Source organism: Bradyrhizobium archetypum (assembly GCF_013114835.1).
Classification (GTDB): Bacteria; Pseudomonadota; Alphaproteobacteria; order Rhizobiales; family Xanthobacteraceae; genus Bradyrhizobium; species Bradyrhizobium archetypum.
In genome coordinates this window covers 47,528-71,650 of record NZ_JAAVLW010000011.1, presented here as the reverse complement: position 1 = coordinate 71,650, position 24,123 = coordinate 47,528, and the positions used below count along the sequence as shown (strand labels likewise).

The following is a 24,123-nucleotide window of genomic DNA, read 5'->3' as shown; positions in this document are numbered from 1 at the left end:
TCAGCTATCCGTTTTGGCGACAAGCTCAAGCAATCCTCGTGCTTCCAGTTCATCGCGGACCAGCCGCTTCGGAATCTTGCCATAGCCGGACTTCGGCAGCGCCTCCCAGAAGAAGAAGCGCTTCGGCATCTTGTAGCGCGGCACCTTCGGCGCCAGGAACGCGGTGAGCTCCGCCTCGCTCACGGCGGCGGCGCCCTCGCGCGCGACGCAGACGGCAACGCCGACCTCGCCCCAGAACGGGTCGGGCACGCCGAGCACGGCGACCTCGCCGATCGCGGGATGAGTGAGAATCTTCTCCTCGACCTCGCGCGGATAGATGTTGGAGCCGCCGGAGATATACATGTCCGAGGCGCGGCCGGTAATGTAGACAAAGCCCTCCTCGTCCATGTGGCCGAGATCGCCGGTGCGAAACCAGCCGTCGCGGAACGCCTTCGCGTTGGCTTCGGGATTATCGTAGTAGCCGGCGAATACGGCAGGCCCGATCACGCAGATCTCGCCGGTCTCGAACGGCCTGAGTTCGCGCCCGTCGTCGTCCTGGATCGAGACCTGCATGCCTGTGCGCTCGAATCCGCAGGTGCCGATGCGGGCCTGCGGGCCGTCCTCTGCGTCGTGCAGGATCGCCGGCATCACCGTAATGTTGCCGGTGACCTCGCCGAGCCCGAAATACTGCACCAGCACCTTGCCGAGCTTAGCGAGCGCCGCCTTCTGATCCTCACGGTACATCGGCGCGCCGGCATAGATCACGAAGCGCAGCGAGGAATGGTCGTATTTATCGACCGCGGGATGTTCGACCATCATCTTCAGGATGGTCGGCACCGTGAACATGTTGCTGACGCGATGCGTCTCGATCAGCCGGAAGGCCTCCGCGATGTCGAATTTTTCCGTAGGCAGCAAGATGGTCGGCGCGCCGCGCGCGGCCTGCACGAGCTGGTGCACGCCGGCGCCATGCGACAGCGGCGCGACCACCAGCGAGGCATCCGTCTCCGTCGTGCCTGGCATCAGGTCGGCGAGATGGTTGGTGACGACGAAGGCCATCTGGCCGTGGGTGAGGACTGCCGCCTTGGAGCGCCCGGTAGTACCCGAGGTGAAAAAGAACCAGCAGGGATCGTCATAGTCGACCGCGACATTCTCGACCCTGGCGCCCGCGCACGCGGCGATCACCTCACTCACTGCCCGCTCGCCAAGGGCGCCCTCGCCAACCCGCCAGATGAATTCGAGCGCCGGATTGGCTGCCGCCGTCGCATGATCGGGGAAATCGCCATGGCACAGAAACGCCTTGGCGCCGGAGGCACTGGCGAGATAGGCGACCTCGTCCGGCATCAGGCGGAAGTTGGTCGGCACCCAGACCGCGCCGAGCCGGAAGGCTGCGAACATCGACCAGAACATCTCGTCGCAGTTTTTCGAATGAACCAGGATGCGGTCGCCCTTGACGACCCCGCGCGCGGCAAGACCGGCCGCCAGCGCCGAGACGGCAGCATCGATCTCGCGCCAGGCCCAGGATTTGTCGCCCCAGATGAAGCCGAGACGATCGCCATGGCGGCGGGCATTCTGGGTCAGCATATGCGCCAGGTTCATCACCCGGCGCGACATCCGCGCCAGACCGCCGCGCGGGGTGGGGATAGTCACGGTTTCAGCCACAGGGAATCAACCATTACGCTTGCAAAAACACGGATCGAACAACGATAGCAGAAAGCGCTGCGCTTGCTCAAATGCGCAGCCGGGCGTTGCCCGCGATGGTCTCACGGCAGGCATACGATTCGTTGGGATCCGCCCCGTTGAAGTACTAGGCATTGGAGCTCACCGGCTACAGGCGCGGCCGGCGGGCCCTTGCCGAATTACTGCGGATGGTTGGCCAGATCCTGGTCGCTCAGACGCCAGTCCTGCCAGAGCTGGAGCGCCCCCAAAAGTGCGACGATCGCACCGAGGGCGACATGCCAGGCCCGAAGCATGTCGTCGCCGGAGTAGCCGAGGATAAACGGAGAAGCCATCAGCCAGAAGCCGAGCGCGATCTCGCCCACCTCCTCCCAACGCTGCAGTGCGACATACTCAAGCTGGGCCAGACCGAACACCAGCATGCCCACCACGAACGTGTTGAGGATCATGGTGCTGCGTTCGGCGTCCATCACATCGTGGCTGGAAAAAGGAAACCACGGCGACACCACGATCAGCACGCCAAGCAGCATGCCGAACCAGTCTTCCCAGGTGCGATGCTTGCTGAAGAAACCAAAGCCCGACATTGTAGACCTCCCCTTGAAAAAAGAGGCATACGTCGGCGGCCGCGATCACAGCATTCCGGATATCCCAGACCCGGCCGCCTCAGCGGCGTATGTCATTAGAGTGACCTAGGAACCCTGTAACCCATTGCAAGGCGTTGGATGCAAAGATCTTGCGATGCAAGATCCTGCGGGGCGAACGGCGCGCTCTCTTGCCAGCCTCCCATCGCCGGTTTGCATGGGCGGGTTCATGTCCCTAAATGGAACGTTAATCATCGGGGAATCGCCGTATGGCCGCCGTCCGCGACAACAAGGCTCAAAGCCGCTTCGAACTGGACGTCGAGGGCGCCGTGGCGTTTGCGAATTATCGCGTCACGCCTTCGGCGGTCATCATCACTCATACCGAAACGCCACGCACGCTGCGCGGGCGCGGCATCGCCTCCGAACTGGTCAGGGGCGCACTTGAGCTGATCCGGGCCGACGGACGCAAGGTCATCGCCGGCTGCGGCTTTGTCGTGGATTACTTGCGCAGAAATCCGGAATTTGCCGATCTGACGGGGTGACGCGCACACATCGCAAGCCGCCGCCGTCCCTGCGCGCGCAGTACCCATACGCCATGCAGTCAATTGCCGAACTCGATGAAAGACAACGCGGGCGATCTTCTCAGCTATCACTGGCTTCCGTGGTTATGAGCCCCTGCTTTAGCAGGGGCGACGGCTACAGGTGGCACTCTCACGTGATCCGTATCGACATATCCGGCAGGCCCTCGATCTTGCACAGGATCACGTCGCCCTTGACGACCGGGCCGACGTTCTCCGGCGTGCCGGAATAGATAATGTCGCCTGCCTTGAGCTCGAAGGCTTCCGACAGTTTGGAAATCTGCTCGGCCACGCTCCAGATCATGTTCTGCAGATTGGAGTTCTGCTTGATCGTGCCATTCACCGCCAGCGAGATCGCGCCCTTGGTGAAATGTCCCGTCTTGGCAGCGGGATGGATCGGTCCGAGCACCGCGGAGCGATCAAAGCTCTTGCCGATCTCCCATGGCTTTTTCTCGTCGCCCATCGCTCGCTGCAGGTCGCGCCGCGTCATGTCGAGGCCGAGCGCGTAGCCGTAAACGTGGTCAAGTGCCTGCTCCGCCGAAATATTGGTACCGCCCGATTTCAGCGCCGCCACCAGCTCAACCTCATAGTGATAGTTCTTGGTGAGTGAGGGATACGGGTGATCGGCGACCGTGCCGATTGCGACATTTTGGACCGCATCGGTCGGCTTCTGAAAGAAGAACGGCGGCTCGCGGTTCGGGTCCGAGCCCATTTCGCGGGCATGCGCGGCATAGTTGCGTCCGATACAATAGATCCGCCGCACCGGAAACACGTCGGTCTCGCCCACGATGGGAATGGTCGTCGTACCGACCGGGAAAATCGACTTCGGGCCGGCCTGCGCCGCGGCAGAACCGCCTTGAACGGCCGTACCGGCAAGCGCCAGCGCACCGGTGGCCAGAATGGTCCTGCGATCGACGTTGCTCATTGGCATCCTCCTTGTTTTTCTTGGCGAGCTGTCTCTACAGCGTTTTCCATACGAAGTGGATACAGTTTCAGCCTTGCTGCATTGCAATCGCACTAAAAAGAAGGCCCGCATCGCTGCGAGCCTTCGCATGTGAGAGCCGAGCGAAATGTCAGTGCTTGATATCCGGCGGCAACTTGCCGCCATTGGCGGCCAGCTTGGCCATCACCTGCTTGTGCAGCCAGATGTTCATGCTGGCGGAGTCGTTGGTGTCGCCGGTGTAGCCGAACTCCTTTGCGAGATCCTTCCGCGCGGCGAAGCTGGAATCGATGTCGAGCGCTTTCATCAGGTCGACGATCGAGGTGCGCCACTCCAGCTTCTCACCCTTGGCCCTGACCGCCTGATCAAGGATCGGCGCGACGTCGACAGTCGCTGTGGCCGAGGCCGCGGTGCCGCCGGACGATCCGGCGCCCGCGGCCGCCCCGCCGCCAGCCGGCGCAGCGTCTGCCTTGGTGCCGAAGATCGCGCTCATGATTTTTCCGAAAATGCTCATCGTTCGCTCCCAATGAGTTGAGGATGGGGTGAGTCTTTGGCGGCACTGTTTGACCGGCAGCACCTCGCCGGGATCGCGGCAAGTCTAGCTACCACCGCGAGGCTTGCCAATGAAACATTCACCTAAGCGTGAGTGCGTTTGTCGCTGTTTGGGAGTACGCTTTCGCAACAGTTCGCGACATGGCCAGTTCCGTTATCTTGTCTTCGCATCTGGCACGATCGTGATCGTTTTATGAAGGCCGCGTTTGCGTCTTTCGGTTGGCGCAATGCGACCGCGAGGGAGGCGACGACCATGGCCACATCTCACGGCAATGTCACATCGATCGCGCAAAGCGCAGCAGACACCGCTGCCGCGCCGATCATCCGAACCATCGGCTTGGCCGAACTCGGCCGCGCCTTGCGACGCGGCTGGGACGATTTCAAAGCGGTGCCAACCCACGCCATCATCCTGTGCATTATCTATCCCGTGCTTGGACTGATGCTGGCGCGTGCCGTTCTCGGCTATTCAGTCATGCCGCTGCTGTTTCCGCTGGCCGCCGGCTTTGCACTGATCGGGCCGTTCGCGGCACTCGGCCTCTACGAGATGAGCCGCCGTCGCGAGCACGGCGAGGAGCCAACTGCCTGGGATGCGCTCGAAGTCGTACGTTCGCCGTCATTCAGCGCGATGCTCGGCCTTGGCGTGCTGTTGCTGGCGCTGTTCGTGACCTGGGTGGCCACCGCGCAGGCGATCTATATTGCCGCATTCGGCTACGCAGGTGCGACCGGCATTTCTGATTTCGTAACCCGCGTGCTAACGACGACACAAGGATGGTGGCTGATCGTGGTTGGCTGTGGCGTCGGGTTCCTGTTCGCTCTTGTCGCCCTTTGCATCAGCGTGGTCTCCTTCCCATTGATGCTCGATCGTCATGCCGGCGCGGGCGATGCGATGGTGAGCTCGCTGCGCGCGGTCGCACGCAATCCCGTGCCGATGGCAGCCTGGGGATTGATCGTCGCGGCGCTCTTGGTCGCGGGAACGCTGCCGTGCTTCGTCGGCCTTGCCATCGTCATCCCCCTGCTCGGACACGCGACCTGGCATCTCTATCGGGAGACGATCGAGCCGGAACTCAATCCACAGCCACTTCCGCCCCGCGCCCATCGCGAACGCAAGCCCGCCGCCGATTTCCCGGCCAATCTGTTCCCCTGGCGCCAAAAAGGATAGCGCATAGGCTGCAGGGAACCTGACGACTCGAGCCCGCCGGTCGAATCCGACCGGCGTTTGGCTGTTCACTGCTGACTAACGATGAATTGAGCATGTTCAACGGAATAGCATTGACGGCACCCATATAAGCCTTGTTTTGGCCGATCTTGCTTCGAACATTCGGCGTGGCGTTGCCACTAACGTCGATAACGCACCGATCGTGGAGCGAACGGCACGATGATCTCTCGCCTCTCTATGCGCGCCTTGGCTCTGGCCGCTCTATTGCTGACTTCCGCAGCGCCTGTGCTCGCGGCGCCCTGTGGCACGGGCCCGTTCGAAACGTGGCTGGAAGATTTCAAGAAGGAAGCTGCCGCCAAAGGGATATCGGCATCCGCGATCCAGGCTGGCTTGAGCGGTGTCACGCTCGATAAAAGCGTGTTGGCCCGCGACCAATCGCAAAAAGTCTTCAGTCAGAGTTTCGAAGAATTCTCCGGTCGCATGATTCCGCCCCGGCTGACGCGCGGGTCCAACATGCTCAAGCAATACGGCTCGGTGCTCGGGCGCATTGAGCAGGCTTACGGCGTACCCGGCGAAGTGCTGGTGGCGATCTGGGGCCTGGAAACCGATTTCGGCGTCAATATCGGAAAGTTTCCGACGCTGCGCGCGCTCGCGACGTTGGCCTATGATTGCCGCCGCGCCGACATGTTCAAGGCCGAGTTGATGGATGCGCTGCGTATCGTCGAGCGCGGCGATATTGCGCCCCAGGATTTACGCGGCGCATGGGCCGGCGAAATCGGCCAGACCCAGTTCATGCCTTCCTCCTACGTCAAGTTCGCGGTTGATTTCGACGGCAATGGCCGGCGTGATCTCCTGCGCAGCCCGCCGGATGTGCTGGCTTCAACCGCCAACTTTCTCGCAAACCACGGCTGGCAGCGCGGCAAGGACTGGGAGCCCGGCAGCGCGAATTTTGCCGTGATCAAGGAGTGGAACAAGAGCGAGGTCTACGCCAAGACGATCGCCTCTTTCGCGACGCAGCTTTCGCGGGCGCCTTAGCAAGAACGCAAGGGGGCCAGCCGCAGCTACAATGTCCGCGGATCAAACGCGCTCTCGCTTCAACGCAAGGGGCGGGGCGATCAGCGAGTGCGTCACGGTGTTCGCTCATCTGCGAAAGCAGGAAGCGCATTATGCTTCGCGTTCGCGCGAACCGTGCCGACGCGATTGCCCGTCATGCAGGTTTGGTGTTTCCCCGACCGCGAAACCAAAATCCGAACCTTCGTAAAAATGAATATATATTCATTTACGTTCAATTCACGACATGCGATTCTGCATAAGAAAGTTCCAAAATACCTGCCTTTGAAGCACGCTTTGTCCACCGCAGATGACCGCTGGCTTGGGGGAACTATCCCGAACGCCACTTCGAGGTTAACCCGGACATTTCGATAATTCCGCAAATTTGCGGTATTGTTTCTATTGAAGAGGCACTGCTCGGGCGTGCGAGAGACCCGATCCGGCAGACATGCTGAAAGGTTAAATGGGGCTTACCACTGCCATGCGTTTTAGGATTAGCTGCATCGCAACATCGGAACTTCTGCACTGCAAAATCTAAGCTATATTCATTTCAACGATGAGGCCACCCTCCAAGGGCTGAATCGTAACTGCAAGGAGACTACCATGTTGCTCTCGCTCATCCGCATGATCCAGGCTTTCCGGGATTATCAGCGCAATGTCAGCGAACTGTCCCAGCTCAGCGATCGCGAACTGGCCGACATCGGCCTCGATCGTTCGGACATTCCGCGCGTTGCCGCAGGGAACTATAACGGCTAATCGCTGTTCACCCGCCTGATGAACGGATAACGCCCGCCCTGCTGCGGGCGTTCTCGTTTGGACTTTGACCTTGATGCGCTTTCTTCACGCGAACCGGCATCCATTCCGGATCAAGTTCTGATCAAGTCCTGGGCAGGCTTCATCTGAAGCCGCTATAGCAGGTGCGCTAGGCGCGAAAACGCGCTAACCCTGCGCGCATGATTTCCTCCACTTCTCAAACTGACACCGTCCATGTGATTGGCGGAGGCCTCGCCGGCTCGGAAGCCGCCTGGCAGGTCGCCAATGCGGGCATTCGCGTCATCCTGCACGAGATGCGACCGCTACGGATGACCGAGGCGCATCGCACCGAGGGCCTGGCCGAACTGGTCTGCTCCAACTCGTTCCGCTCTGATGATGCCGCCAACAATGCCGTGGGCCTGTTGCATGCCGAGATGCGCCGGCTGGGCTCGCTGATCATGCGCGCCGCGGACGCCAACCAGGTGCCCGCCGGCGGGGCGCTGGCGGTCGACCGCGACGGCTTTTCCGCAGCCGTCACCAAGGCCCTCCACGACCATCCGCTGATCGAGATCGATCGTGGCGAGATCGCCGGCCTGCCGCCGGCCGAATGGGGCAATGTGATCGTCGCGACGGGCCCTCTCACTTCGGCGCCACTGGCCGACGCCATTCGCGAGCTGACGGATGAGAACGCGCTGGCGTTCTTCGATGCCATTGCGCCGATCGTGCACAAGGATTCCATCGACATGTCGGTGGCGTGGTTTCAGTCCCGCTACGACAAGGTCGGGCCCGGCGGCACCGGCGCCGATTACATCAACTGCCCGATGACAAAGGACCAGTATGACGCCTTCGTCGCCGCGCTCCTCGCAGGCGACAAGGTTGATTTCAAGGAGTGGGAAACCAATACGCCCTATTTCGACGGCTGCCTGCCGGTCGAAGTCATGGCCGAGCGCGGCCACGAGACCCTGCGGCACGGACCGATGAAGCCGGTCGGGCTGACCAATCCGCACAACCCGACGGTCAAGCCCTATGCCATCGTGCAGTTGCGGCAGGACAACAAGCTCGGCACGCTCTACAACATGGTCGGCTTCCAGACCAAACTAAACTATGGTGCGCAACAGCGTGTTTTCCGCACCATTCCAGGCCTGGAGAACGCTGAATTCGCCCGGCTCGGCGGGCTGCACCGCAACACCTTCCTGAACTCGCCAAAGCTTTTGGATGGCCAGCTGCGCTTGAAAGCGCAGCCGCGGCTGCGCTTTGCCGGTCAGATGACCGGCTGCGAGGGCTATGTGGAATCCGCCAGCATCGGCCTGATCGCCGGCCTCTACGCGGCGGCGAATGCGCGGGCGCAGTCGCTCGAACCGCCACCGGCGACCACGGCGCTGGGCGCGCTGCTCGGCCACATCACCGGGGGACATATCGAGACGATCGAGGCCGGAACACGATCATTCCAGCCGATGAACATCAATTTCGGCCTGTTCCCGCCGCTTGCCAGCTTGCCAACCAAAAAGGCTGATGGCACCCGGCTGCGCGGCAACGAAAAGAGCGTCGCCAAGAAGCAGGCGCTCAGTGCACGCGCGCTTGCCGATCTCGATCGCTGGATCGCCGATCGCCTGCGCGTAGCAGCGGCGGCGTAATCCGATGGGCTTGCCGAAAGACGACGCCGCCACGCTATCGGCGCGATGGACCGAAGGTGTGCTATTAAAGCGCGACGTCTTTTCGACTGTCGAGCGCGGCCGCTTTCGCGATGACGCGGGCGAGGTCGATGCCGTGCTGCGCCGGCTCGATCAGGTGCCGGTGTGGTCCTATCCGCTCGCCCGCCATCTATTCGTCCGCGAGCGCCGCGCGCTGACGCTGGCGCGCGAGCTTGATGTCGGCCCGAGGCTGCTATGGGCCGGACGGCGGGCGCTGGTGCGCGGCTTCATCGACGGCGTCGCGCTGCATCTGGCAAAGCCTCATGGCGACCTAGCCTATTTCCGTTCCGCCAAAACTGCGCTTCGCAAACTGCATCGCGCCGGCATCTGCCACAACGATCTTGCCAAAGAACAGAATTGGCTGGTGGGCCGCGACGGCCGCGCCTACCTTACCGATTTTCAACTGGCCGCCTGTTTCAAGACTCGCAGCCGGCTATTCCGGATCGCGGCTTACGAAGATCTGCGGCACATGCTGAAGCACAAGCGCAGCTACGCGCCGGCGGCACTGACCCCGATGGAGCGCAAGATCCTGGCACGCAAATCCGTCGTCGCCAGCATCTGGCTCAAGACCGGCAAGAAGGTCTACCAGGCCATCACCCGCGGCCTGTTCAACTTCACCGACCGCGAAGGCGGCGGCCGCCGGCTGGTCAACGACGCACCTGTCCTGAGCGCCCTGATCAGGAAAAACCCTGAAGTACGCGATACCGCCATTGTCGCCTTCGCCGACCGCCGTACCGGCGTGGGTTTGTACGCCTTTGTCGAGGCCGAGAGCACGGCTCTGGAAAAGCAGTTGCGCAGCGAATTAGCCGCGGCCAAGGGGGTCAGGCCGCCCGAGCATATCCAGGTGGTGCATGCCCTGCCCCGCGATGCCGCCGGCAAGCCGCGCACCGAGATCTTGCAGCTGGTTGCCATGAACCAGGTCGACCTGATCGAGCCCCTGATCACGAGCGATGCCGACCGCGCGTTCATGAAAGACATTCTGGAGAGCCGAAAGAATTTGCGGGACCGGTTCAACTTTGAGAGCGCCGATATGGATCGGCGGTGAAATTGATTCCGAACTGGGTCACCCGCCAACGGGTCGCGCGAATGCGCGCCCGATGACAGGCTCCGGCGGGTGACCCCAGTATTCCAGAGACGTTCGTAAAGATGGCAAGGCCGCGGCGTACTGCGTACCCCGCTTTCGCGGGGTATGACGGCCCTATATGTGACGAGCTTCTTACCCGCCAAATTCCCGCGTCCGCGAGGCGCGCCATAGTGTCCATAGCGTGCGCAACCGTGACGTCACTTGCGGCACGAACGGATCGGCGTCGGCCCGTGACATGCGCTGCAGATCGCGGCGGACCATCGCCAGCGGCAAAAATACCGGCCGCACCTGCGGCGGCACATGCGCGAGCAGCTCGAAGGCCGTGCGAAGATGTTTTTGCCCCTCCCCGACCAACTGGTCGATCGCCGCACGGGCCTGCGGCGTCTGCTTCCCCGAAAAGACCTGCTCGATCCCGCTGCCGTGCTGCTGCAGCAATTGCAGCGGCAGGAATAGCTGCCGCCGTGCGGCATCGAGCGGGAGTGCAGCGATCACCTGTGCCATGCCTTGGGCGAGGCCGGCATGGCGGGAGAGATGATCGATCGCGGCCGACGGTTGTGCCGCGATCCGTGCGCCAAGCGAGAACAGCGCCGAGCAAGTGTCGGTGACATAGCCTTCCAACGCCGCCATCGACGGCATCGGATCGTTGTAGAGGTCGAACTGATGCTCCTCGATCAGCCGCGACAGTGGCTCGATCGGCAGGCGGAATTCGCCGATGGTCTGCAGGAGTTCGGCCGCGACCGGATTGCCCTCGACCTCGCCATGGCCGGCGCCTTCCAGCATATCGGTCCACCATTGCAGCCGGATTTCGCCCGGCAATGGCTGACTGACCTGCTCGCGCACGCGTAAAATCTCGACGTTGAAGGCATAGATCGACAGCAGTGCGCGGCGCTCGACCTGAGGCAGGAACAGCGTCGAGGCATAGCGGACGAAGTCGTGCGTGCGCACCAGATCGGCGCAGAACGCGGCGGAATCCTTCGACGCCGCCCCGCTCATGGCACCGCGATCAGCGCCGCCGCGACGCGCCGTCGCTCGCCCAGCATGATGTTGTAGGTGCGGATTGCGGGTCCGGTCTGCATCGCATCGAGCACCACGCGCACCGCGCGCAGCGCCTCGCGGAGACCGCGCGGCGGCACCCAGACTTCCTTGCCGGTGCCGACGATCAGCGTATCGATCGCGTTGGCAGCCTTGAAGACACGCGCCAATGAATACTCGTCGATTTCGGAAGGCCTGGTCACCGGCCAGGCCCAGATCGCATCCGGCAGGCACAACAGCGAGCCGCGATGCGACATGTCGGCGAAGGCGAAGCCGCCCTTGCCGTAGGCTTCGATCGGCGCCGACCTCGGAAGATGCGGAGCGTCCGAGGATGAACTTGCTTGATTGGGCATGATCTTTTCCGAAAACCGGTTCCCACCCTCGGGGTCCAGCCCGAGGGCATGCTTTTCGGATTATGCGCTATTTCTTCGCAGGCGTATCCGGTGCGTCGCGGTGCTCACCAACGCCGAGATAGATCAGGATCGGCGCGGCGATGAAGATCGAGGTGTAGGTGCCGACCAGCACCACGCCGAACATCATGACCGCCGTGAAGCTGTGGATCGCATGACCGCCGAACAGCAACAGTGCCAGCAGCGCCAGCGTCACCGTGACGTGGGTGATGATCGAGCGCGACAGCGTCGAATTGATGGACTCGTTGAGCAGTTGCGGCATCGGCATTTTCTTGTAGCGCCGCAGCATTTCCCGGATGCGGTCGTAGATCACGACCGTGTCGTTCAGCGAGTAGCCGAGAATGGTCAGCAGCGCCGCGATGCTGGTCAGGTCGAAATCGACCTGCGAGATCGACATGAAGCCGATCGTCAGCACGATGTCGTGAACGTTGGCGATCATGGCGCCGAGCGCGAACTGCCATTCAAACCGGAACCAGAGATAGATCAGGATCGCGATAATCGCGAGCATCAGGCCGATCATGCCGTAGGCCAGGAGCTCGCCCGAAACGCGCGGGCCCACGACCTCGACGCGGCGGTAATCGACGCTGTCACCGAGCGCGCCGCGGACCTTCGTCACCGCCTCTTGCTGCGCCTTGTCGCCTCCCGGCTGCTCCGCGACGCGGATCAGGACGTCGGCCGGACCGCCAAACTGCTGGAGCTGGACCTCGCCGAGGCCCAGCGTGCTTAGCTTCGCACGCATCGCGGCGATGTCCGCGGAGCCGGACTTGGACTGCACTTCCAGCAACGTGCCGCCCCGGAAGTCGATGCCGAAATTCAGCCCATGGGTGAAGAACAGCACGATCGCGACGATCGAGAGCGCCGCCGAAATCGGAAAGCTGATGCGGCGAAAGCGCGTGAAATCGAAATGCGTGTCGTCGGGCACGATGCGCAGCGGCGGCAGCAGGTCGAATACCGCGACCACGGTCAGCACGGCAATCAGAATGCCCAGCCCGATGAGAACGAATTGTGTCAAAGCCGGCTCCGCAGTCTCAGATTGGCACGGTCTTCGGCCGCTTCCATCGTACCCACCCTGCGACGATCAGGCTGGTCAGCGTAAACGCGGTGAACACTGTGGTGATGATGCCGATGCCGAGCGTGACGGCGAAGCCGCGAACCGGCCCAGTGCCGATGTAGAACAGCACCGCAGCGGCAATGAAGGTGGTGATGTTGGAGTCCAGAATGGTCGCCAGCGCGCGCCTGAATCCGGCGTCGATCGCCGAAATCGCGTTGCGGCCGTGGCGGAGCTCTTCGCGAATGCGCTCATAGATCAGCACGTTGGAGTCGACGGCGATGCCGACCGTCAGCACGATGCCGGCGATGCCCGGCAGCGTCAGCGTGGCATTGAGCAGCGACAGCAGGCCAAAGATCATCGCGACGTTGATGGCGACCGCGATGTTGGCGAACACGCCGAACAGCCGGTAGGTCACCAGCATGAACACGATGACCATGATCGAGCCGACATAGGCCGCCAGCTCGCCCTTCTCGATCGAGTCCTGGCCGAGGCCCGGGCCGACGGTGCGCTCTTCGACCACGGTCAGAGGCGCCGGCAGGGCGCCGGCCCGCAACAGGATCGCGAGGTCGTTGGCGGCCTGAACGGTAAAGTTGCCGGAGATTTGCCCCGAACCACCGGTGATCGGCTCGCGGATCACGGGCGCGGAAATCACTTCATTGTCGAGCACGATCGCAAACGGCAAACCGACGTTTTCCGACGTCGCCTGCGCAAACTTGCGCGCGCCCGACGTATTGAAGCGGAAACTGACGATCGGCTCGTTGGTGCGCTGGTCGAAGCCCGGCTGGGCGTCGATCAGGTCGCCGCCGGAGACCAACACCTGCCGCTTGATGACATAGGGGACCTTCGGCGAGGTCGAGCTCATCAGCACTTCGGATTCCGGCGGCACCCGGCCCTGCTGCGCCTGGTCCGGCGACACCGAGGTGTCGACCATGCGAAATTCCATCTTCGCGGTCTTGCCGAGCAATTCCTTCAGGTGCGTCGGATCCTGCAGGCCCGGCACCTGCACCAGGATGCGGTCGGTGCCCTGGCGCTGAATGATCGGCTCGACGGTGCCGAGCTCGTTGACGCGCTTCTCGACGATCTGGATCGATTGCTCGATGGTCTTCCGCATGCGGTCGAGCATGGCAGCCTGCGGAATCGTGATGCGAAACAGTCCGCCGCCGGCATCGGTCACCTCGAGGTCGCGCTGCCCGCTCCCGCCCAGAAGCCCGCCGATCGGTTGCGACAGGTCGCGCAGCTTGGACAGCCCGGTCGCCTGATCGGCCTCGCGGCTGATTCGTACCTCGACCGCATCGTTGCGGACAGCAAGGCCGGTATAGGCGACCTTGGCGTCGCGGAGCACGCGACGGGCTTCATCGCGGACCTGATCGAGCTTCTCCTTCTTCACGTAATTGGCGTCGACTTCGAGCAGCAGATACGAGCCGCCTTGCAGATCGAGGCCAAGCACGATGTGGCGCTGCGCCCATACCGGCCAGGTCTTCACCCGCTCCTGGGAGAAGAAGTTCGGCACCGCGAACAGGCAGACGATCAGCGCGGTCAGAATGATCGCCAGCGCCTTCCACCGCGAGAAATAAAGCATCGAGTAGACCCGTCAGATCCAGGAAAATGCGCCGCGGCAAGCGGCGCGGAAAACTCAGCTCGCGGACGTCTCGTCCTTGGCCTCACTCTTTTCCTTGGCCGGCTCGCCCTTGGCGCGAACGCCCGAAATCATCTGCCGCATCTGGCGCACGCGGACGCCTTCGGAAATTTCGAACTCGATCTGGTCGTCGTCGACCACCTTGGTCACCTTGCCGACCAGGCCGCCCGAGGTTACCACGGTATCGCCGCGGCGGATGTTTTTGACCAGTTCCTGGTGATCCTTGATCTTCTTCTGCTGCGGCCGCAGAATCAGGAAGTACATGATCACGAAGATCAGTGCGAACGGCAGCAGCGACATCAACATGCTGTTGGCATCGCCGCCGGCTGCAGCCTGGGCGTACGCAGGGGTTATCAGCATTCGAACAATCCTCGTAAGACGGAAAAGAACCGGCCATGCCTGGGCATCACGGCCTGGGCATGTCGCCGGTCCGGGCAAATTCGCGCGGACTATAGCGGCGGCGGGCCCAATTGCAACGTTGGCCGCCCCCTCATTTAGGCCGCTTGCGAGACCTTCCAAGGCCCGTTAAGGCTGCGCCGTCAGGAACTCCGGAAATGTCGAAAAAAGCCAGGAAAACTGGGGCTCAAACTGCGCCCCGCGCCACCCCCAAGGCCGCCTCGCGGGCATCAGCAAAAACCGCGACAAAAGGTCCGGCAAACGCGCTCAACGGCACCACCGCCGAGCGGATTGCCACCGCGCTGGAAGCCATCGCCGGCCACCTTTCCGCGGCCGCGCCGGCGGCGACCAGCCCCGAGTCGTTCGGCGCGGCCGACGCCTTCGTCTGGCACCCGGATGGGCGCCTGTCGCCGGTGCCGCGCGTCAGCCGCGTCGAGCTCGGCCTGCTCAAGGGCATCGACCGGATGCGCGACATCCTGATCGAAAACACCGAGCGCTTTGCCGACGGCCTGCCGGCCAACAATGCGCTGCTGTGGGGCGCGCGCGGCATGGGCAAGTCCTCGCTGGTGAAGGCCGCGCATGCCAGCATCAATATCGAGCGCAAGCCGGCCGACCGGCTCAAGCTGATCGAGATTCACCGCGAGGACATCGAGAGCCTGCCCGGCCTGATGGACCTCCTGCGCAGCTCCGATTTCCGCTTCATCGTGTTCTGCGACGACCTCTCCTTCGATGGCAACGACGCCTCCTACAAATCGCTCAAGGCGGTGCTGGAAGGCGGGATCGAGGGACGGCCCGACAACGTGATCCTCTACGCCACCTCGAACCGGCGGCATCTCCTGGCGCGCGAGATGATCGAGAACGAACGCTCGACCGCGATCAATCCGGGCGAAGCGGTCGAAGAGAAAGTATCGCTGTCGGACCGGTTTGGCCTCTGGCTCGGCTTTCACCGTTGCAGTCAGGACGAGTATCTCGCCATGGTGCGCGGCTATTGCGGCCATTTCGGCATCAAGATCGGCGACGAAGAGCTGGAGCGCGAAGCGCTGGAGTGGTCGACGACCCGCGGCTCCCGCTCGGGACGCGTCGCCTGGCAGTTCACACAGGAGCTGGCGGGGCGGTTAGGCGTGAGGCTGGCGGGGAAGTAGGACTGAGGCGCGCAGGACGCCAAACGCTCCGCTGTCGTCCCCCGCGAAGGCGGGGACCCAGTACGCCGCGGCTTCACGGTGTAACCGTAACTGCTCTGGAATACTGGATCGCCCGGAGTTGTAGGTGTGGCGAGCGCTTACGCCCCATTCAGGAATTGCAGCGGGTCAACCGGCGACGAACCCTTGCGGATCTCGAAGTGGAGCTGCGGCGACCCCACCTCGCCCGATTGACCCGACTTGGCAATGATCTGGCCGCGCTTGATCGTATCGCCGCGTTTCACCAGCAGTTCACTCGCATGGGCATATGCGGTGACATAACCGTTGGAGTGCCGCACCAGAACCAGGTTGCCATAACCCTTGAGCTCGTTGCCGGAATAGGCGACCACGCCATCTTCCGCCGCCTTCACCGGCGTGCCTTCCGGCACGGCCAGATTGATCCCGTCATTCGATTTGCCGTTGGTCTTGGCGCCATAGCTGGTGATCACCTTGCCCCGCACCGGCCAGCGGAAGGTCGGTAGCGCGCCGGTGGCTTCGCTGGGCTTGACGGCGGCGGGTTCGGCAGCAGGCTTCTCCTCGGCAACATTGGTGGTCGGTTGCGCGAGCCGCGCGCTCTGCTGCGGGCCGCCGGCCGCGGCCACCTTGGTGGCGGGCGCTGCAACCGGTGCAACCGGCTGGGCGGGGGCTGCGGCGACAGGCTGCACCGCCGGAGCAGCGGCCGCGGTGGATTTCGAACCAGGGACCGTAAGCTTCATGCCAAGGCTGAGCTTGGCGGACTGGTCGAGATTGTTGGCGCGGGCGAGTTCGGAGACCGAAATCTGATTGCGCCGCGCGATGCTCATCAGCGTATCGCCGCGATTGACGACGTGGACGCTCGGCGCTGCCGCCGCAGCGGTGACAGGCTTGCTGGCCGCGGGCGCGAGTGCCGGCGCGGGCGCCACCGCCGTCTGCCGCGGAATGATCAGTTGCTGGCCGGGCGACAGCGTGCGCGGGCCCTTGTAGCCGTTGGCCTGCAGGATCGCTGCGGCCGAAACGTTGTAGCGCTTCGCCAGAATATCGAGCGTGTCGCTGGTGCCCACGATGATCGTGGTGCCGGCCTGCGGAGCCGGACGCGAAGCCGCGACCGAGCGCGGCGGCACTGCGGCAGTCGTTTCGATGGGCGGATGGGACGGCGGCGCGTAGGACGAAATCCCGCGCCCTCCCCCCGACACCCCGCCTGAACTGGTGGGGTAAGCGGGCGGCGCAGCCACCGCGGGCGGCGGAAGGGCCTGCGACTGGTATTGCGGGACCTGGGCCTGCGGCCGCTCATGGCGTTCGGCAGCGGGAGTGCGGACCGAACCGGTCGCTTCGGGTTGAGAGGCAAAGGGATTGGAGAACGAGCTGTCGGAAAAGCGCGTCTGCATATCGGCGCTGCAGCCGGCAAAGCCGACCGACATCAGCGCCAGCACCGCGACTTGCGGCACCCGACGCGAGCGAAGCAACTCGGCGAGACGGGACATGGTTACTCACTCGTACGCAACAAAATACTGTTTTGAGTAAACACGTACCGAGTAAATAACCGCTTAACCCTTGGAATAAGATGTTGGCAGGAACCGCCAATCCGGGATTCTACAGCTCGCGCGCAATTCCCGGCAGGGCCGGGACGAAGCGGACGTCGACCAGTTCCTTGCGGTCGAAACCGCTGTCGGTCCGGGTCATCCGGACCAGGGTCTGGGTGCCGTGATGGGGGCCAACCGGTGCGATCAGGATGCCGCCTGGTAGCAGCCGCTGCAGCAGCTTTTCGGGAATTTGCTCCATTGCAGCCGTCACGATGATGCGGTCGAAATCGCCGGCGCCCGCCGGGATGTCGAAGCCGTCGCCGAGCATCACCTCAATGTTGTAGTAACCGAGCTGCTCAAGCCGGGCGCGAGCCGTATCCGCCAGCGTCCGGTAGCGCTCGATGGTCAGGACATGGGCGCACAGCCGCGATAGCACCGCGGCCTGGTAGCCGGAGCCGGTGCCGATCTCGAGCACCTTGTGGTGCTTCTGTAACTGCAACTGCTCGGTCATGTAGGCGACCACGAAGGGCTGGCTGATGGTCTGCCCGCAGGCGATGCCGAGCGCGCTGTCGCGGTAGGCATGACCACGATCGCCGGCCGCCACAAAGGCCTCGCGCGGCACCTCTTCCATGGTGCGCAGCACCGCCTGGTCGCTGATCCCGCGCCGCCGCAGGGTGAGCTGAAACATCATCTTCTCGGGCGGTTCTTGCGACATCGCGGTCTCGTGGCGGGCTTTCCGCCCGTCCAATGCTCAGGCTTCGCCGAGATGTAATAGCCTCTTTGCACTTAAGGAAGAATTTCCTCAAAATTTTGGTTCCAGCCCTCGGAACTGCCATGACATTCCGGCGTTACGGAAAATCCTTCACCGGGGAATCCTTGCTGGGCCGGCGAGCCCAAGCCGACATTGCGCCACGGGACGTTTTTTGCGAACCTGACATTCGGAAGGGCAAGGAATCCATCATGGTAGCGACACGGCCGGCGGGCTGTTCTGTTTTCCTCGTTGAAGACGAGGTGATGATCCGCATGATGGTCGCTGACATGCTGGAAGAGCTGGGCCATAGCGTAGCTGCCGAGGCCGGCGAAATCGGCGAAGCGGTCAAACTGGTGCAGTCGACCGACTTCGATCTCGCCATTCTCGACGTCAACGTCAACGGCAAGGTAATCACGCCGGTGGCCGAGCTGATCACGGCGCGCAACCGTCCGTTCATCTTTGCGACCGGGTACGGTTCCTCCGGCCTGCCCCAGGAATATCGCGATCGCCCCGCGCTACAGAAGCCATTCCAGCTCGAAACGCTGGCCCAAGTGATCGCATCGACGCTGAAGAGCGCACCGGTTTAGGTCCGTCCACAAACTCAGCCGTCATCCCTCGCGAAAGCGGATGATCCAGTATCCCAGAGACCTGTGAAAGAACCGAGAAGCCGCGGCGTACTGGATACCCGCATTCGCGGGTATGACGCTTCGCGTCACTTCAGCGTCGTCGTCAATTCTTCCGAGAACGCCTCGTCCGTACGGTCCAGCCGCAGCGGCGTGACCGACACGTAGCGCGCCGCAAGCGCGGCGAGATCGGTGCCTTCGGCCGGCGCATCCATCGTCGCGGCACGTTCAAAGCCGATCCAGAAATAGGGATTGCCGCGACCGTCGTGGCGCTTGTCGACCTTGAGGAAGCCGAGGTTACGCTTGCCCTGGCGCGTCACACGGACGCCCTTGACCTGCTCGGGCGTACAGGCGGGAAAATTGACGTTGATCACGGTGTTCTTCGGCACGCCGGCGTCGATCACCTTGCGCAGGATGTCGGGCCCGAATTTCAGCGCGGTGTCCCACAGCGGCGCGTGGCGAGTCTCGACGGAAAATTCCTGGCTCAGCGCGAATGACGGGATTCCGAGAATCGTGCCCTCGAGCGCGCCCGCGATGGTGCCGGAATAGACGACGTCCTCGGCGACGTTGCGGCCCTTGTTGACGCCGGACAGCACGAGATCGGGCAACTTCTCGCCGAGGATGTAGCGCGAGCCCATGATCACGCAATCGGTCGGCGTGCCCCGCACCGCGAAATGACGCGGGCCAACTTCGCGCAAGCGCAAAGGATCGTTCAGCGACAGCGAATGCGAGACGCCAGACTGATCGAGCTCCGGCGCCACGATCCAGACGTCGTCAGACAACGCGCGGGCGATCTCCTCGACGATCTTCAGACCCGGCGCATGGATGCCGTCGTCATTGGTGCAGAGAATTCGCATCCGTCAAAATGCCTTCTGGTTCGGATCGAGGCGGGCTCTTGCCTTTGGGCGTCGTCTTATCCGGCTATCGCGGCTGAGGCAAACCGGCGCATTTCCTTATGTTTTCTTCATCCAGACACGCCAGGGGCGCACGAATCTGGCGCCGCCATCGATTTTCATCCGCAGGTCTGGCGCGGCCTGTCCTGCCGATTCGAAAGGCGGCGGCGACGAACTCGGCCCGATCGCCGAAACCGGCGCCGCTACGGCTGCCGATCCCGCCTCCGGCCGCTTATGCCGCGTTCGCGCAATGGCCAGGCCCTTGTCGAAATCGGCGGCATTGAGCCACTCCCTGGCATGCATGCGCGCGATCAGATCGTCATCCCACAGGCGGGCTACTTCGATATCGAAGGCGCCCATCAGGCGCTGATCGATCAATTGCATTCCATGGCCGGTAACAGCCCATTGCCTCCCGATCCAAAGAATGTCGCGGTGCAGGGGCATTGGTTGCTCCAGCTATTTGTCGTGCTCGATCACCTTGATGCCGCCCATATAGGGCTGCAGCACATCGGGCACGGCGATTGAGCCGCCTTGCTGCTGATAGGTTTCCATCACCGCAATCAGGGCGCGGCCGACCGCGGTGCCGGAGCCGTTCAGCGTATGCACGAAACGCGGCTTGCCGTCGGAAGCGCGATAGCGCGCATCCATGCGGCGCGCCTGGAAATCGCCGCACACCGAGCAGCTCGAGATTTCGCGGTAAGCCCCGCCCTCGCCCTGCCCCGGCATCCAGACCTCGATGTCGTAGGTCTTTTGCGCGGAAAAGCCCATGTCGCCGGAGCACAGCGTCATCACGCGGTAATGCAAGTCGAGCCGGCGCAGCACTTCCTCGGCGCAGGACAGCATGCGCTCATGCTCGTCGCGGCTGGTTTCGGGCGTTGCAATCGAGACCAGCTCGACCTTGGTAAATTGATGCTGCCGGATCATGCCGCGGGTATCGCGGCCCGCGGCGCCCGCTTCGGCGCGGAAACAGGGCGTCAGCGCGGTGAGCCGCATCGGCAGTTCTTTTTCATCGACGATGGATTCGCGGACGAGGTTGGTCAGCGAGACTTCGGCGGTGGGAATAAGACCGAGACGTTCGGTCTTCAGGCGTTCGTCGGGAGCTGCAAGCAGTTCGCCCTTGATGGCCCAGAATTGGTCGTCCTCGAATTTCGGCAATTGGCCGGTGCCGAACATGACGTCGTTGCGCACCAGGAGCGGCGGGTTGACCTCCGTGTAGCCGTGCTCGCCTGTATGGAGATCAAGCATGAACTGGCCGATCGCGCGCTCCAGCCGCGCGAGACCTTTCTTCAGCACCACAAAGCGCGCGCCGCTCAGTTTTGCGGCAGCCTCGAAATCCATGTAGCCGAGCGCGTCGCCGAGATCGTCATGCGGCTTCGGCGTAAAGGCGTAGTTGCGGATCTTGCCATAGACGTGGCGCTGCACGTTGCCATGCTCATCGGTGCCTTCGGGCACGTCGTCGAACGGCAGGTTCGGAATCGCGGCCAGTTCGTTCGCCAGTTGCTCGTCGGCCCTCTTCGCCGCCAGCTCGAGCTCCGGCATCGTGGTCTTGAGTTCGGCGACTTCGGCCATCAGCTTGTTGGCGCGTGCCTCATCCTTGGCCTTCTTGGCCTCGCCGATTTCCTTCGAAGCTGCATTGCGCCGCGCCTGCGCCTGCTCGGACACCAGGATCGCCGCACGGCGTTTTTCATCGATCGCCAGCAGCGTGGCCGACAACGGCGCCAGCCCGCGGCGCTTCAGTGCGGCATCGAAGGCTTGCGGGTTATCGCGGATCGATTTGATGTCGTGCATGAGGGTTCGGGTCCTGAGATCATCATCCCGTAAACATTCAACACTTATGTTGATTGTTTACAGCGCGCCCCAAGTACCACACTCGTCATCACCCGCGAAAGCGGTTGATCCAGCATTCCAGAGCCGTTCGAGATAGATCCGCTAAGCCGCGGCGTACTGGATTCCCCGCTTTCGCGGGGAATGTCCGTCAGTTGCGGGAGCACGATAAGCGCCCTACTCTGCCGGATTGGCTTCCGGAGGTGGACTGGTGGACGTGGTCGAGGCCTGCACGGCGCTGGCCTTCTTCTCCACCATCCGGACCGCGATGATTGCGCCCTCATAGAGCGCCAGCAGTGGGATCGCGAGGGAGGCCTGGCTGATGACGTCGGGCGGCGTCAGCACGGCCGCGATGACGAAGGCGATGACGATAAAATAGCGCCGCTTCTCGCGCAGCATCTGGGAGGTGATGATGCCGATCCGCCCCAGCAGCGTCAGGATGACCGGCAGTTGGAATGCGACGCCGAAGGCGAAGATCAAGGACATCATCAGCGACAGATATTCGCCGACCTTGGGCAATAGCTGGATCTGTGCGCTCTCCTCGCCGCCCATCTGCTGCATGCCGAGCGAGAACCGCACCAGCATCGGCAGCACCACGAAATAAACCAGCAGCGAGCCGAGCACGAAGAAGAACGGGGTTGCGATCAGATACGGCAGGAACGCGCCGCGCTCGTGCTTATAGAGGCCGGGCGCCACGAATTTGTAGATCTGCGTGGCCACGATTGGGAACGAGATGAAGGCGGCGCCGAACAGCGCGAGCTTCAACTGCGTGAGGAAATATTCCAGCAGCGCGGTGTAGATGAATTTCGAATTCTCGGCGCCCGCAACCCAGACGAACGGCCAAACCAGCACGTTGTAGATCTGCTTGGCGAAGAAGAAGCAGAAGATGAACGCAATGCCGAAGCCGAGCAGTGCCTTGATCAGCCGCGAGCGCAGCTCGATCAAATGATCCATCAATGGCGCCTTGCTGGCCTCGATGTCTTCGATGGTCATGACGCTTTGGCGTCCTTGAGAACGTCAGGTGCCGCAGGCGCAACGTTCTGGTGAACCGGCGCGTGAACTTCGCGCGTGATCGCCAGCGGCTCGGAAGCGGCCCTATGCGCCTCGGCTTCTACGAAGGTTTCGGGCATCGGGGCGGCCGGCGTCGTCGGCGTAACCGGCTCGCCGATTGCGGACGCCACCTGCGCGTCGTTGGCTTGTGTGGCGGGCTTGTCGATGTCGCCGATCTGCAGGGCGTCGTCGACATCCTTCTGCAATGAAGTCATGAGGTTGCCGGGCGAAAGCGCGGTCGCGGTGTCCTTGACCTCTTCAAAGCTTTTCTTGAGGTCGGCCATTTCGGCCTCGCGCATGGCTTCCTGGAACTGGCCCTGGAATTCGGCGGCCATTTTGCGCGCCTTGCCCATCCATTGCCCGACCATGCGCAGCACGCCCGGCAGCTCTTTCGGGCCGATGGCAATCAGCGCGACAACCGCGATGACGACCAGTTCACTCCACCCGATGTCGAACATGAATTCTTCCGCTTGCGCGAGACGTCCGCGCCCCAATCCATCAATAGCAAGATCTGGAGCCGTCCGCGCCTCGTCTCAACCGGCGTCTTTCAGGCGACGCCTGGTTCAAGATGCCTGGTTCAGACGGCCTTGCTGCCGACATCCGTCCGCGCTGCCGTCGGCGCCGGTGCCGAATTGTGATCGATGGTCTTCACCGGCTCGGCGGGTTTTTCGGCTTCCTTGCTGTCGTCCTGCATGCCCTTCTTGAAGGCCTTGATACCCTGCGCGACATCGCCCATCAGGTCCGAAATCTTGCCGCGGCCGAACAGCAGCAGGACCACTGCGATCACCACGATCCAGTGCCAAATGCTAAGCGAACCCATCCTGCAACCCTCCAAAAGAGACGGCCGGCTTCCGGCCAAGCTTTCGCGGAAGGTAGGCCCGCGGGGTGTCAAAAACAAGGACCCATCCCGCGGCAAATCGCTGTCGGGGCTACGTATTATGGCTATTATTAACCCCGCCTCAGCGAATAATCGGCGAAGCCATCGGAACTAGCTGCCGCCGCCTTCTTCAGGCTCGGCAGCCGGCGCCAGCAGCAGTTCCAGATTGTCGCCGGCCTCCAGCGGATCTTCATCTTCGCGGAGTGCCACGTCGTCCGATGGCGTCGGAACGCTGAAGCCGGAAGGCAGCCGCGAATCCAGTAGCCCCGTACCCTTCAGCTCTTCCAGGCCCGGCAGGTCGCTCAACGCCTCCAGGCTGAATTGCGACAGGAACGCTTCGGTGGTGCCGAATGTCAGGGGCCGGCCCGGCGTCTTGCGACGGCCGCGGGGGCGGATCCAGCCGGTTTCGAGCAGCACATCCAGCGTTCCCTTTGATGTGACCACGCCCCGGATCTCTTCGATCTCCGCGCGGGTCACGGGCTGGTGATAGGCAATGATCGCGAGCACCTCGATCGCCGCGCGCGACAGCCGCCGCGTCTCCGTGCTCTCGCGCGTCATCAGCCAGGACAGATCGCCGGCGGTGCGGAACGTCCATTTGTTGGCGACGCGCACCAGATTGACGCCACGAGGGGCATATTCGGCCTGCAGTTGCGCCAGCGCCGCCTTGACGTCGACGCCGTCGGGCATTCGCTTGGCCAACGTTGCCTGATCGATCGGCTCGGCGGAGGCAAACAGCAGCGCTTCGAGCAACCGCAATTCCTCGGGCCGCGCCGCCTGATCGGTATTCTGATTCTGGTCGATGGGATGGTCCTCGGCATCTTCCATGCGTTTTTCCGCCAGGCTTGCCATGGCTAGATCTCCTTCC

The 24,123-nt window shown here is 62.9% G+C and carries 26 protein-coding genes; 8 read left to right on the top strand and 18 right to left on the bottom strand.

Going from position 1 to position 24,123, the window contains the following annotated elements:
- Entirely contained in the window at positions 1-1,626 is a 1,626-nt protein-coding gene (locus HCN50_RS29400) for an acyl-CoA synthetase (RefSeq protein WP_311968245.1), read from the bottom strand.
- Between the two features lie 209 nt (positions 1,627-1,835).
- Entirely contained in the window at positions 1,836-2,237 is a 402-nt protein-coding gene (locus HCN50_RS29395) for an SPW repeat protein (RefSeq protein ID WP_171713371.1), read from the bottom strand.
- Positions 2,238-2,503: 266 nt separating this feature from the next.
- Between HCN50_RS29395 and HCN50_RS29390 the strand changes: the two genes are divergently transcribed.
- On the top strand, positions 2,504-2,776 hold the full coding sequence (locus tag HCN50_RS29390; RefSeq protein ID WP_171713370.1) for a GNAT family N-acetyltransferase: 273 nt from the start codon (positions 2,504-2,506) through the stop codon (positions 2,774-2,776).
- Between the two features lie 169 nt (positions 2,777-2,945).
- Here the strand turns inward: HCN50_RS29390 and HCN50_RS29385 are convergent, their stop codons facing one another.
- The gene (locus tag HCN50_RS29385) at positions 2,946-3,737 is read right to left on the bottom strand and encodes a fumarylacetoacetate hydrolase family protein (protein WP_171713369.1); all 792 of its coding nucleotides are present in this window, start codon (positions 3,735-3,737) and stop codon (positions 2,946-2,948) included.
- A 148-nt stretch (positions 3,738-3,885) separates the two neighbouring features.
- The gene (locus HCN50_RS29380; RefSeq protein WP_171713368.1) at positions 3,886-4,266 is read right to left on the bottom strand and encodes a DUF3597 domain-containing protein; all 381 of its coding nucleotides are present in this window, start codon (positions 4,264-4,266) and stop codon (positions 3,886-3,888) included.
- Between the two features lie 291 nt (positions 4,267-4,557).
- Between HCN50_RS29380 and HCN50_RS29375 the strand changes: the two genes are divergently transcribed.
- The 5 genes from HCN50_RS29375 to HCN50_RS29355 all read left to right on the top strand — a co-directional run bounded on the left by HCN50_RS29375 (position 4,558) and on the right by HCN50_RS29355 (position 9,999).
- Positions 4,558-5,463 carry a DUF2189 domain-containing protein gene (locus HCN50_RS29375; RefSeq protein WP_171713367.1) on the top strand — a complete coding sequence of 302 codons (906 nt, stop codon included), beginning with the start codon at positions 4,558-4,560 and terminating at the stop codon, positions 5,461-5,463.
- A gap of 216 nt (positions 5,464-5,679) precedes the next feature.
- Complete coding sequence (locus HCN50_RS29370) at positions 5,680-6,495, top strand: lytic murein transglycosylase (RefSeq protein WP_171713366.1); 816 nt, start codon at positions 5,680-5,682, stop codon at positions 6,493-6,495.
- A 618-nt stretch (positions 6,496-7,113) separates the two neighbouring features.
- A complete protein-coding gene (locus HCN50_RS29365; protein ID WP_074278622.1) occupies positions 7,114-7,266 on the top strand; it encodes a DUF1127 domain-containing protein in 153 nt (50 codons plus the stop codon).
- Positions 7,267-7,463: 197 nt separating this feature from the next.
- Complete coding sequence (gene trmFO, locus HCN50_RS29360; RefSeq protein ID WP_171713365.1) at positions 7,464-8,897, top strand: methylenetetrahydrofolate--tRNA-(uracil(54)-C(5))-methyltransferase (FADH(2)-oxidizing) TrmFO; 1,434 nt, start codon at positions 7,464-7,466, stop codon at positions 8,895-8,897.
- Between the two features lie 4 nt (positions 8,898-8,901).
- On the top strand, positions 8,902-9,999 hold the full coding sequence (locus HCN50_RS29355) for a serine/threonine protein kinase (RefSeq protein ID WP_171713364.1): 1,098 nt from the start codon (positions 8,902-8,904) through the stop codon (positions 9,997-9,999).
- Positions 10,000-10,170: 171 nt separating this feature from the next.
- Here the strand turns inward: HCN50_RS29355 and HCN50_RS29350 are convergent, their stop codons facing one another.
- From HCN50_RS29350 to yajC, 5 genes are all read right to left on the bottom strand, one after another.
- Positions 10,171-11,031 carry a phytoene/squalene synthase family protein gene (locus HCN50_RS29350; protein WP_171713363.1) on the bottom strand — a complete coding sequence of 287 codons (861 nt, stop codon included), beginning with the start codon at positions 11,029-11,031 and terminating at the stop codon, positions 10,171-10,173.
- The gene (locus tag HCN50_RS29345) at positions 11,028-11,423 is read right to left on the bottom strand and encodes an Mth938-like domain-containing protein (protein WP_171713362.1); all 396 of its coding nucleotides are present in this window, start codon (positions 11,421-11,423) and stop codon (positions 11,028-11,030) included. Before HCN50_RS29345 ends, HCN50_RS29350 begins: the two co-directional genes overlap by 4 nt.
- Positions 11,424-11,490: 67 nt before the next feature.
- Positions 11,491-12,492 carry a protein translocase subunit SecF gene (gene secF / locus HCN50_RS29340; RefSeq protein ID WP_171713361.1) on the bottom strand — a complete coding sequence of 334 codons (1,002 nt, stop codon included), beginning with the start codon at positions 12,490-12,492 and terminating at the stop codon, positions 11,491-11,493.
- 16 nt (positions 12,493-12,508) lie between these two features.
- Entirely contained in the window at positions 12,509-14,110 is a 1,602-nt protein-coding gene (gene secD, locus HCN50_RS29335) for a protein translocase subunit SecD (protein ID WP_171713360.1), read from the bottom strand.
- Positions 14,111-14,164: 54 nt separating this feature from the next.
- Entirely contained in the window at positions 14,165-14,527 is a 363-nt protein-coding gene (gene yajC, locus HCN50_RS29330) for a preprotein translocase subunit YajC (RefSeq protein ID WP_171713359.1), read from the bottom strand.
- 194 nt (positions 14,528-14,721) lie between these two features.
- Between yajC and HCN50_RS29325 the strand changes: the two genes are divergently transcribed.
- Positions 14,722-15,705: an ATP-binding protein gene (locus HCN50_RS29325; RefSeq protein ID WP_171713358.1), complete on the top strand. Its 984-nt coding sequence runs from the start codon at positions 14,722-14,724 to the stop codon at positions 15,703-15,705.
- A gap of 137 nt (positions 15,706-15,842) precedes the next feature.
- Here HCN50_RS29325 and HCN50_RS29320 read toward each other — a convergent pair whose 3' ends face one another.
- Positions 15,843-17,201 (bottom strand): peptidoglycan DD-metalloendopeptidase family protein, encoded by a 1,359-nt coding sequence (locus tag HCN50_RS29320; protein ID WP_171713357.1) that lies wholly within the window; start codon positions 17,199-17,201, stop codon positions 15,843-15,845.
- A gap of 109 nt (positions 17,202-17,310) precedes the next feature.
- Positions 17,311-17,955, bottom strand: coding sequence for a protein-L-isoaspartate(D-aspartate) O-methyltransferase (locus tag HCN50_RS29315; RefSeq protein ID WP_446471646.1), 645 nt, complete (start codon positions 17,953-17,955; stop codon positions 17,311-17,313).
- A 245-nt stretch (positions 17,956-18,200) separates the two neighbouring features.
- Between HCN50_RS29315 and HCN50_RS29310 the strand changes: the two genes are divergently transcribed.
- Positions 18,201-18,578, top strand: coding sequence for a response regulator (locus HCN50_RS29310; RefSeq protein ID WP_171713356.1), 378 nt, complete (start codon positions 18,201-18,203; stop codon positions 18,576-18,578).
- A gap of 125 nt (positions 18,579-18,703) precedes the next feature.
- Here HCN50_RS29310 and surE read toward each other — a convergent pair whose 3' ends face one another.
- The 7 genes from surE to scpB form a co-directional block, all read right to left on the bottom strand.
- A complete protein-coding gene (gene surE / locus HCN50_RS29305) occupies positions 18,704-19,471 on the bottom strand; it encodes a 5'/3'-nucleotidase SurE (protein ID WP_171713355.1) in 768 nt (255 codons plus the stop codon).
- A gap of 96 nt (positions 19,472-19,567) precedes the next feature.
- Positions 19,568-19,951 carry a hypothetical protein gene (locus HCN50_RS29300; protein ID WP_171713354.1) on the bottom strand — a complete coding sequence of 128 codons (384 nt, stop codon included), beginning with the start codon at positions 19,949-19,951 and terminating at the stop codon, positions 19,568-19,570.
- Positions 19,952-19,963: 12 nt separating this feature from the next.
- The gene (serS, locus tag HCN50_RS29295) at positions 19,964-21,295 is read right to left on the bottom strand and encodes a serine--tRNA ligase (protein ID WP_171713353.1); all 1,332 of its coding nucleotides are present in this window, start codon (positions 21,293-21,295) and stop codon (positions 19,964-19,966) included.
- A 213-nt stretch (positions 21,296-21,508) separates the two neighbouring features.
- Complete coding sequence (gene tatC / locus HCN50_RS29290) at positions 21,509-22,324, bottom strand: twin-arginine translocase subunit TatC (protein WP_171713352.1); 816 nt, start codon at positions 22,322-22,324, stop codon at positions 21,509-21,511.
- Positions 22,321-22,839, bottom strand: a complete 519-nt coding sequence (tatB, locus tag HCN50_RS29285) for a Sec-independent protein translocase protein TatB (RefSeq protein ID WP_171713351.1) — start codon at positions 22,837-22,839, stop codon at positions 22,321-22,323. The genes tatC and tatB overlap by 4 nt, the downstream gene beginning before the upstream one ends.
- Before the next feature lie 119 nt (positions 22,840-22,958).
- The gene (locus tag HCN50_RS29280; protein ID WP_171713350.1) at positions 22,959-23,201 is read right to left on the bottom strand and encodes a twin-arginine translocase TatA/TatE family subunit; all 243 of its coding nucleotides are present in this window, start codon (positions 23,199-23,201) and stop codon (positions 22,959-22,961) included.
- A 168-nt stretch (positions 23,202-23,369) separates the two neighbouring features.
- On the bottom strand, positions 23,370-24,107 hold the full coding sequence (gene scpB, locus HCN50_RS29275) for an SMC-Scp complex subunit ScpB (protein WP_171713349.1): 738 nt from the start codon (positions 24,105-24,107) through the stop codon (positions 23,370-23,372).
- Between the last annotated feature and the right edge of the window lie 16 nt (positions 24,108-24,123).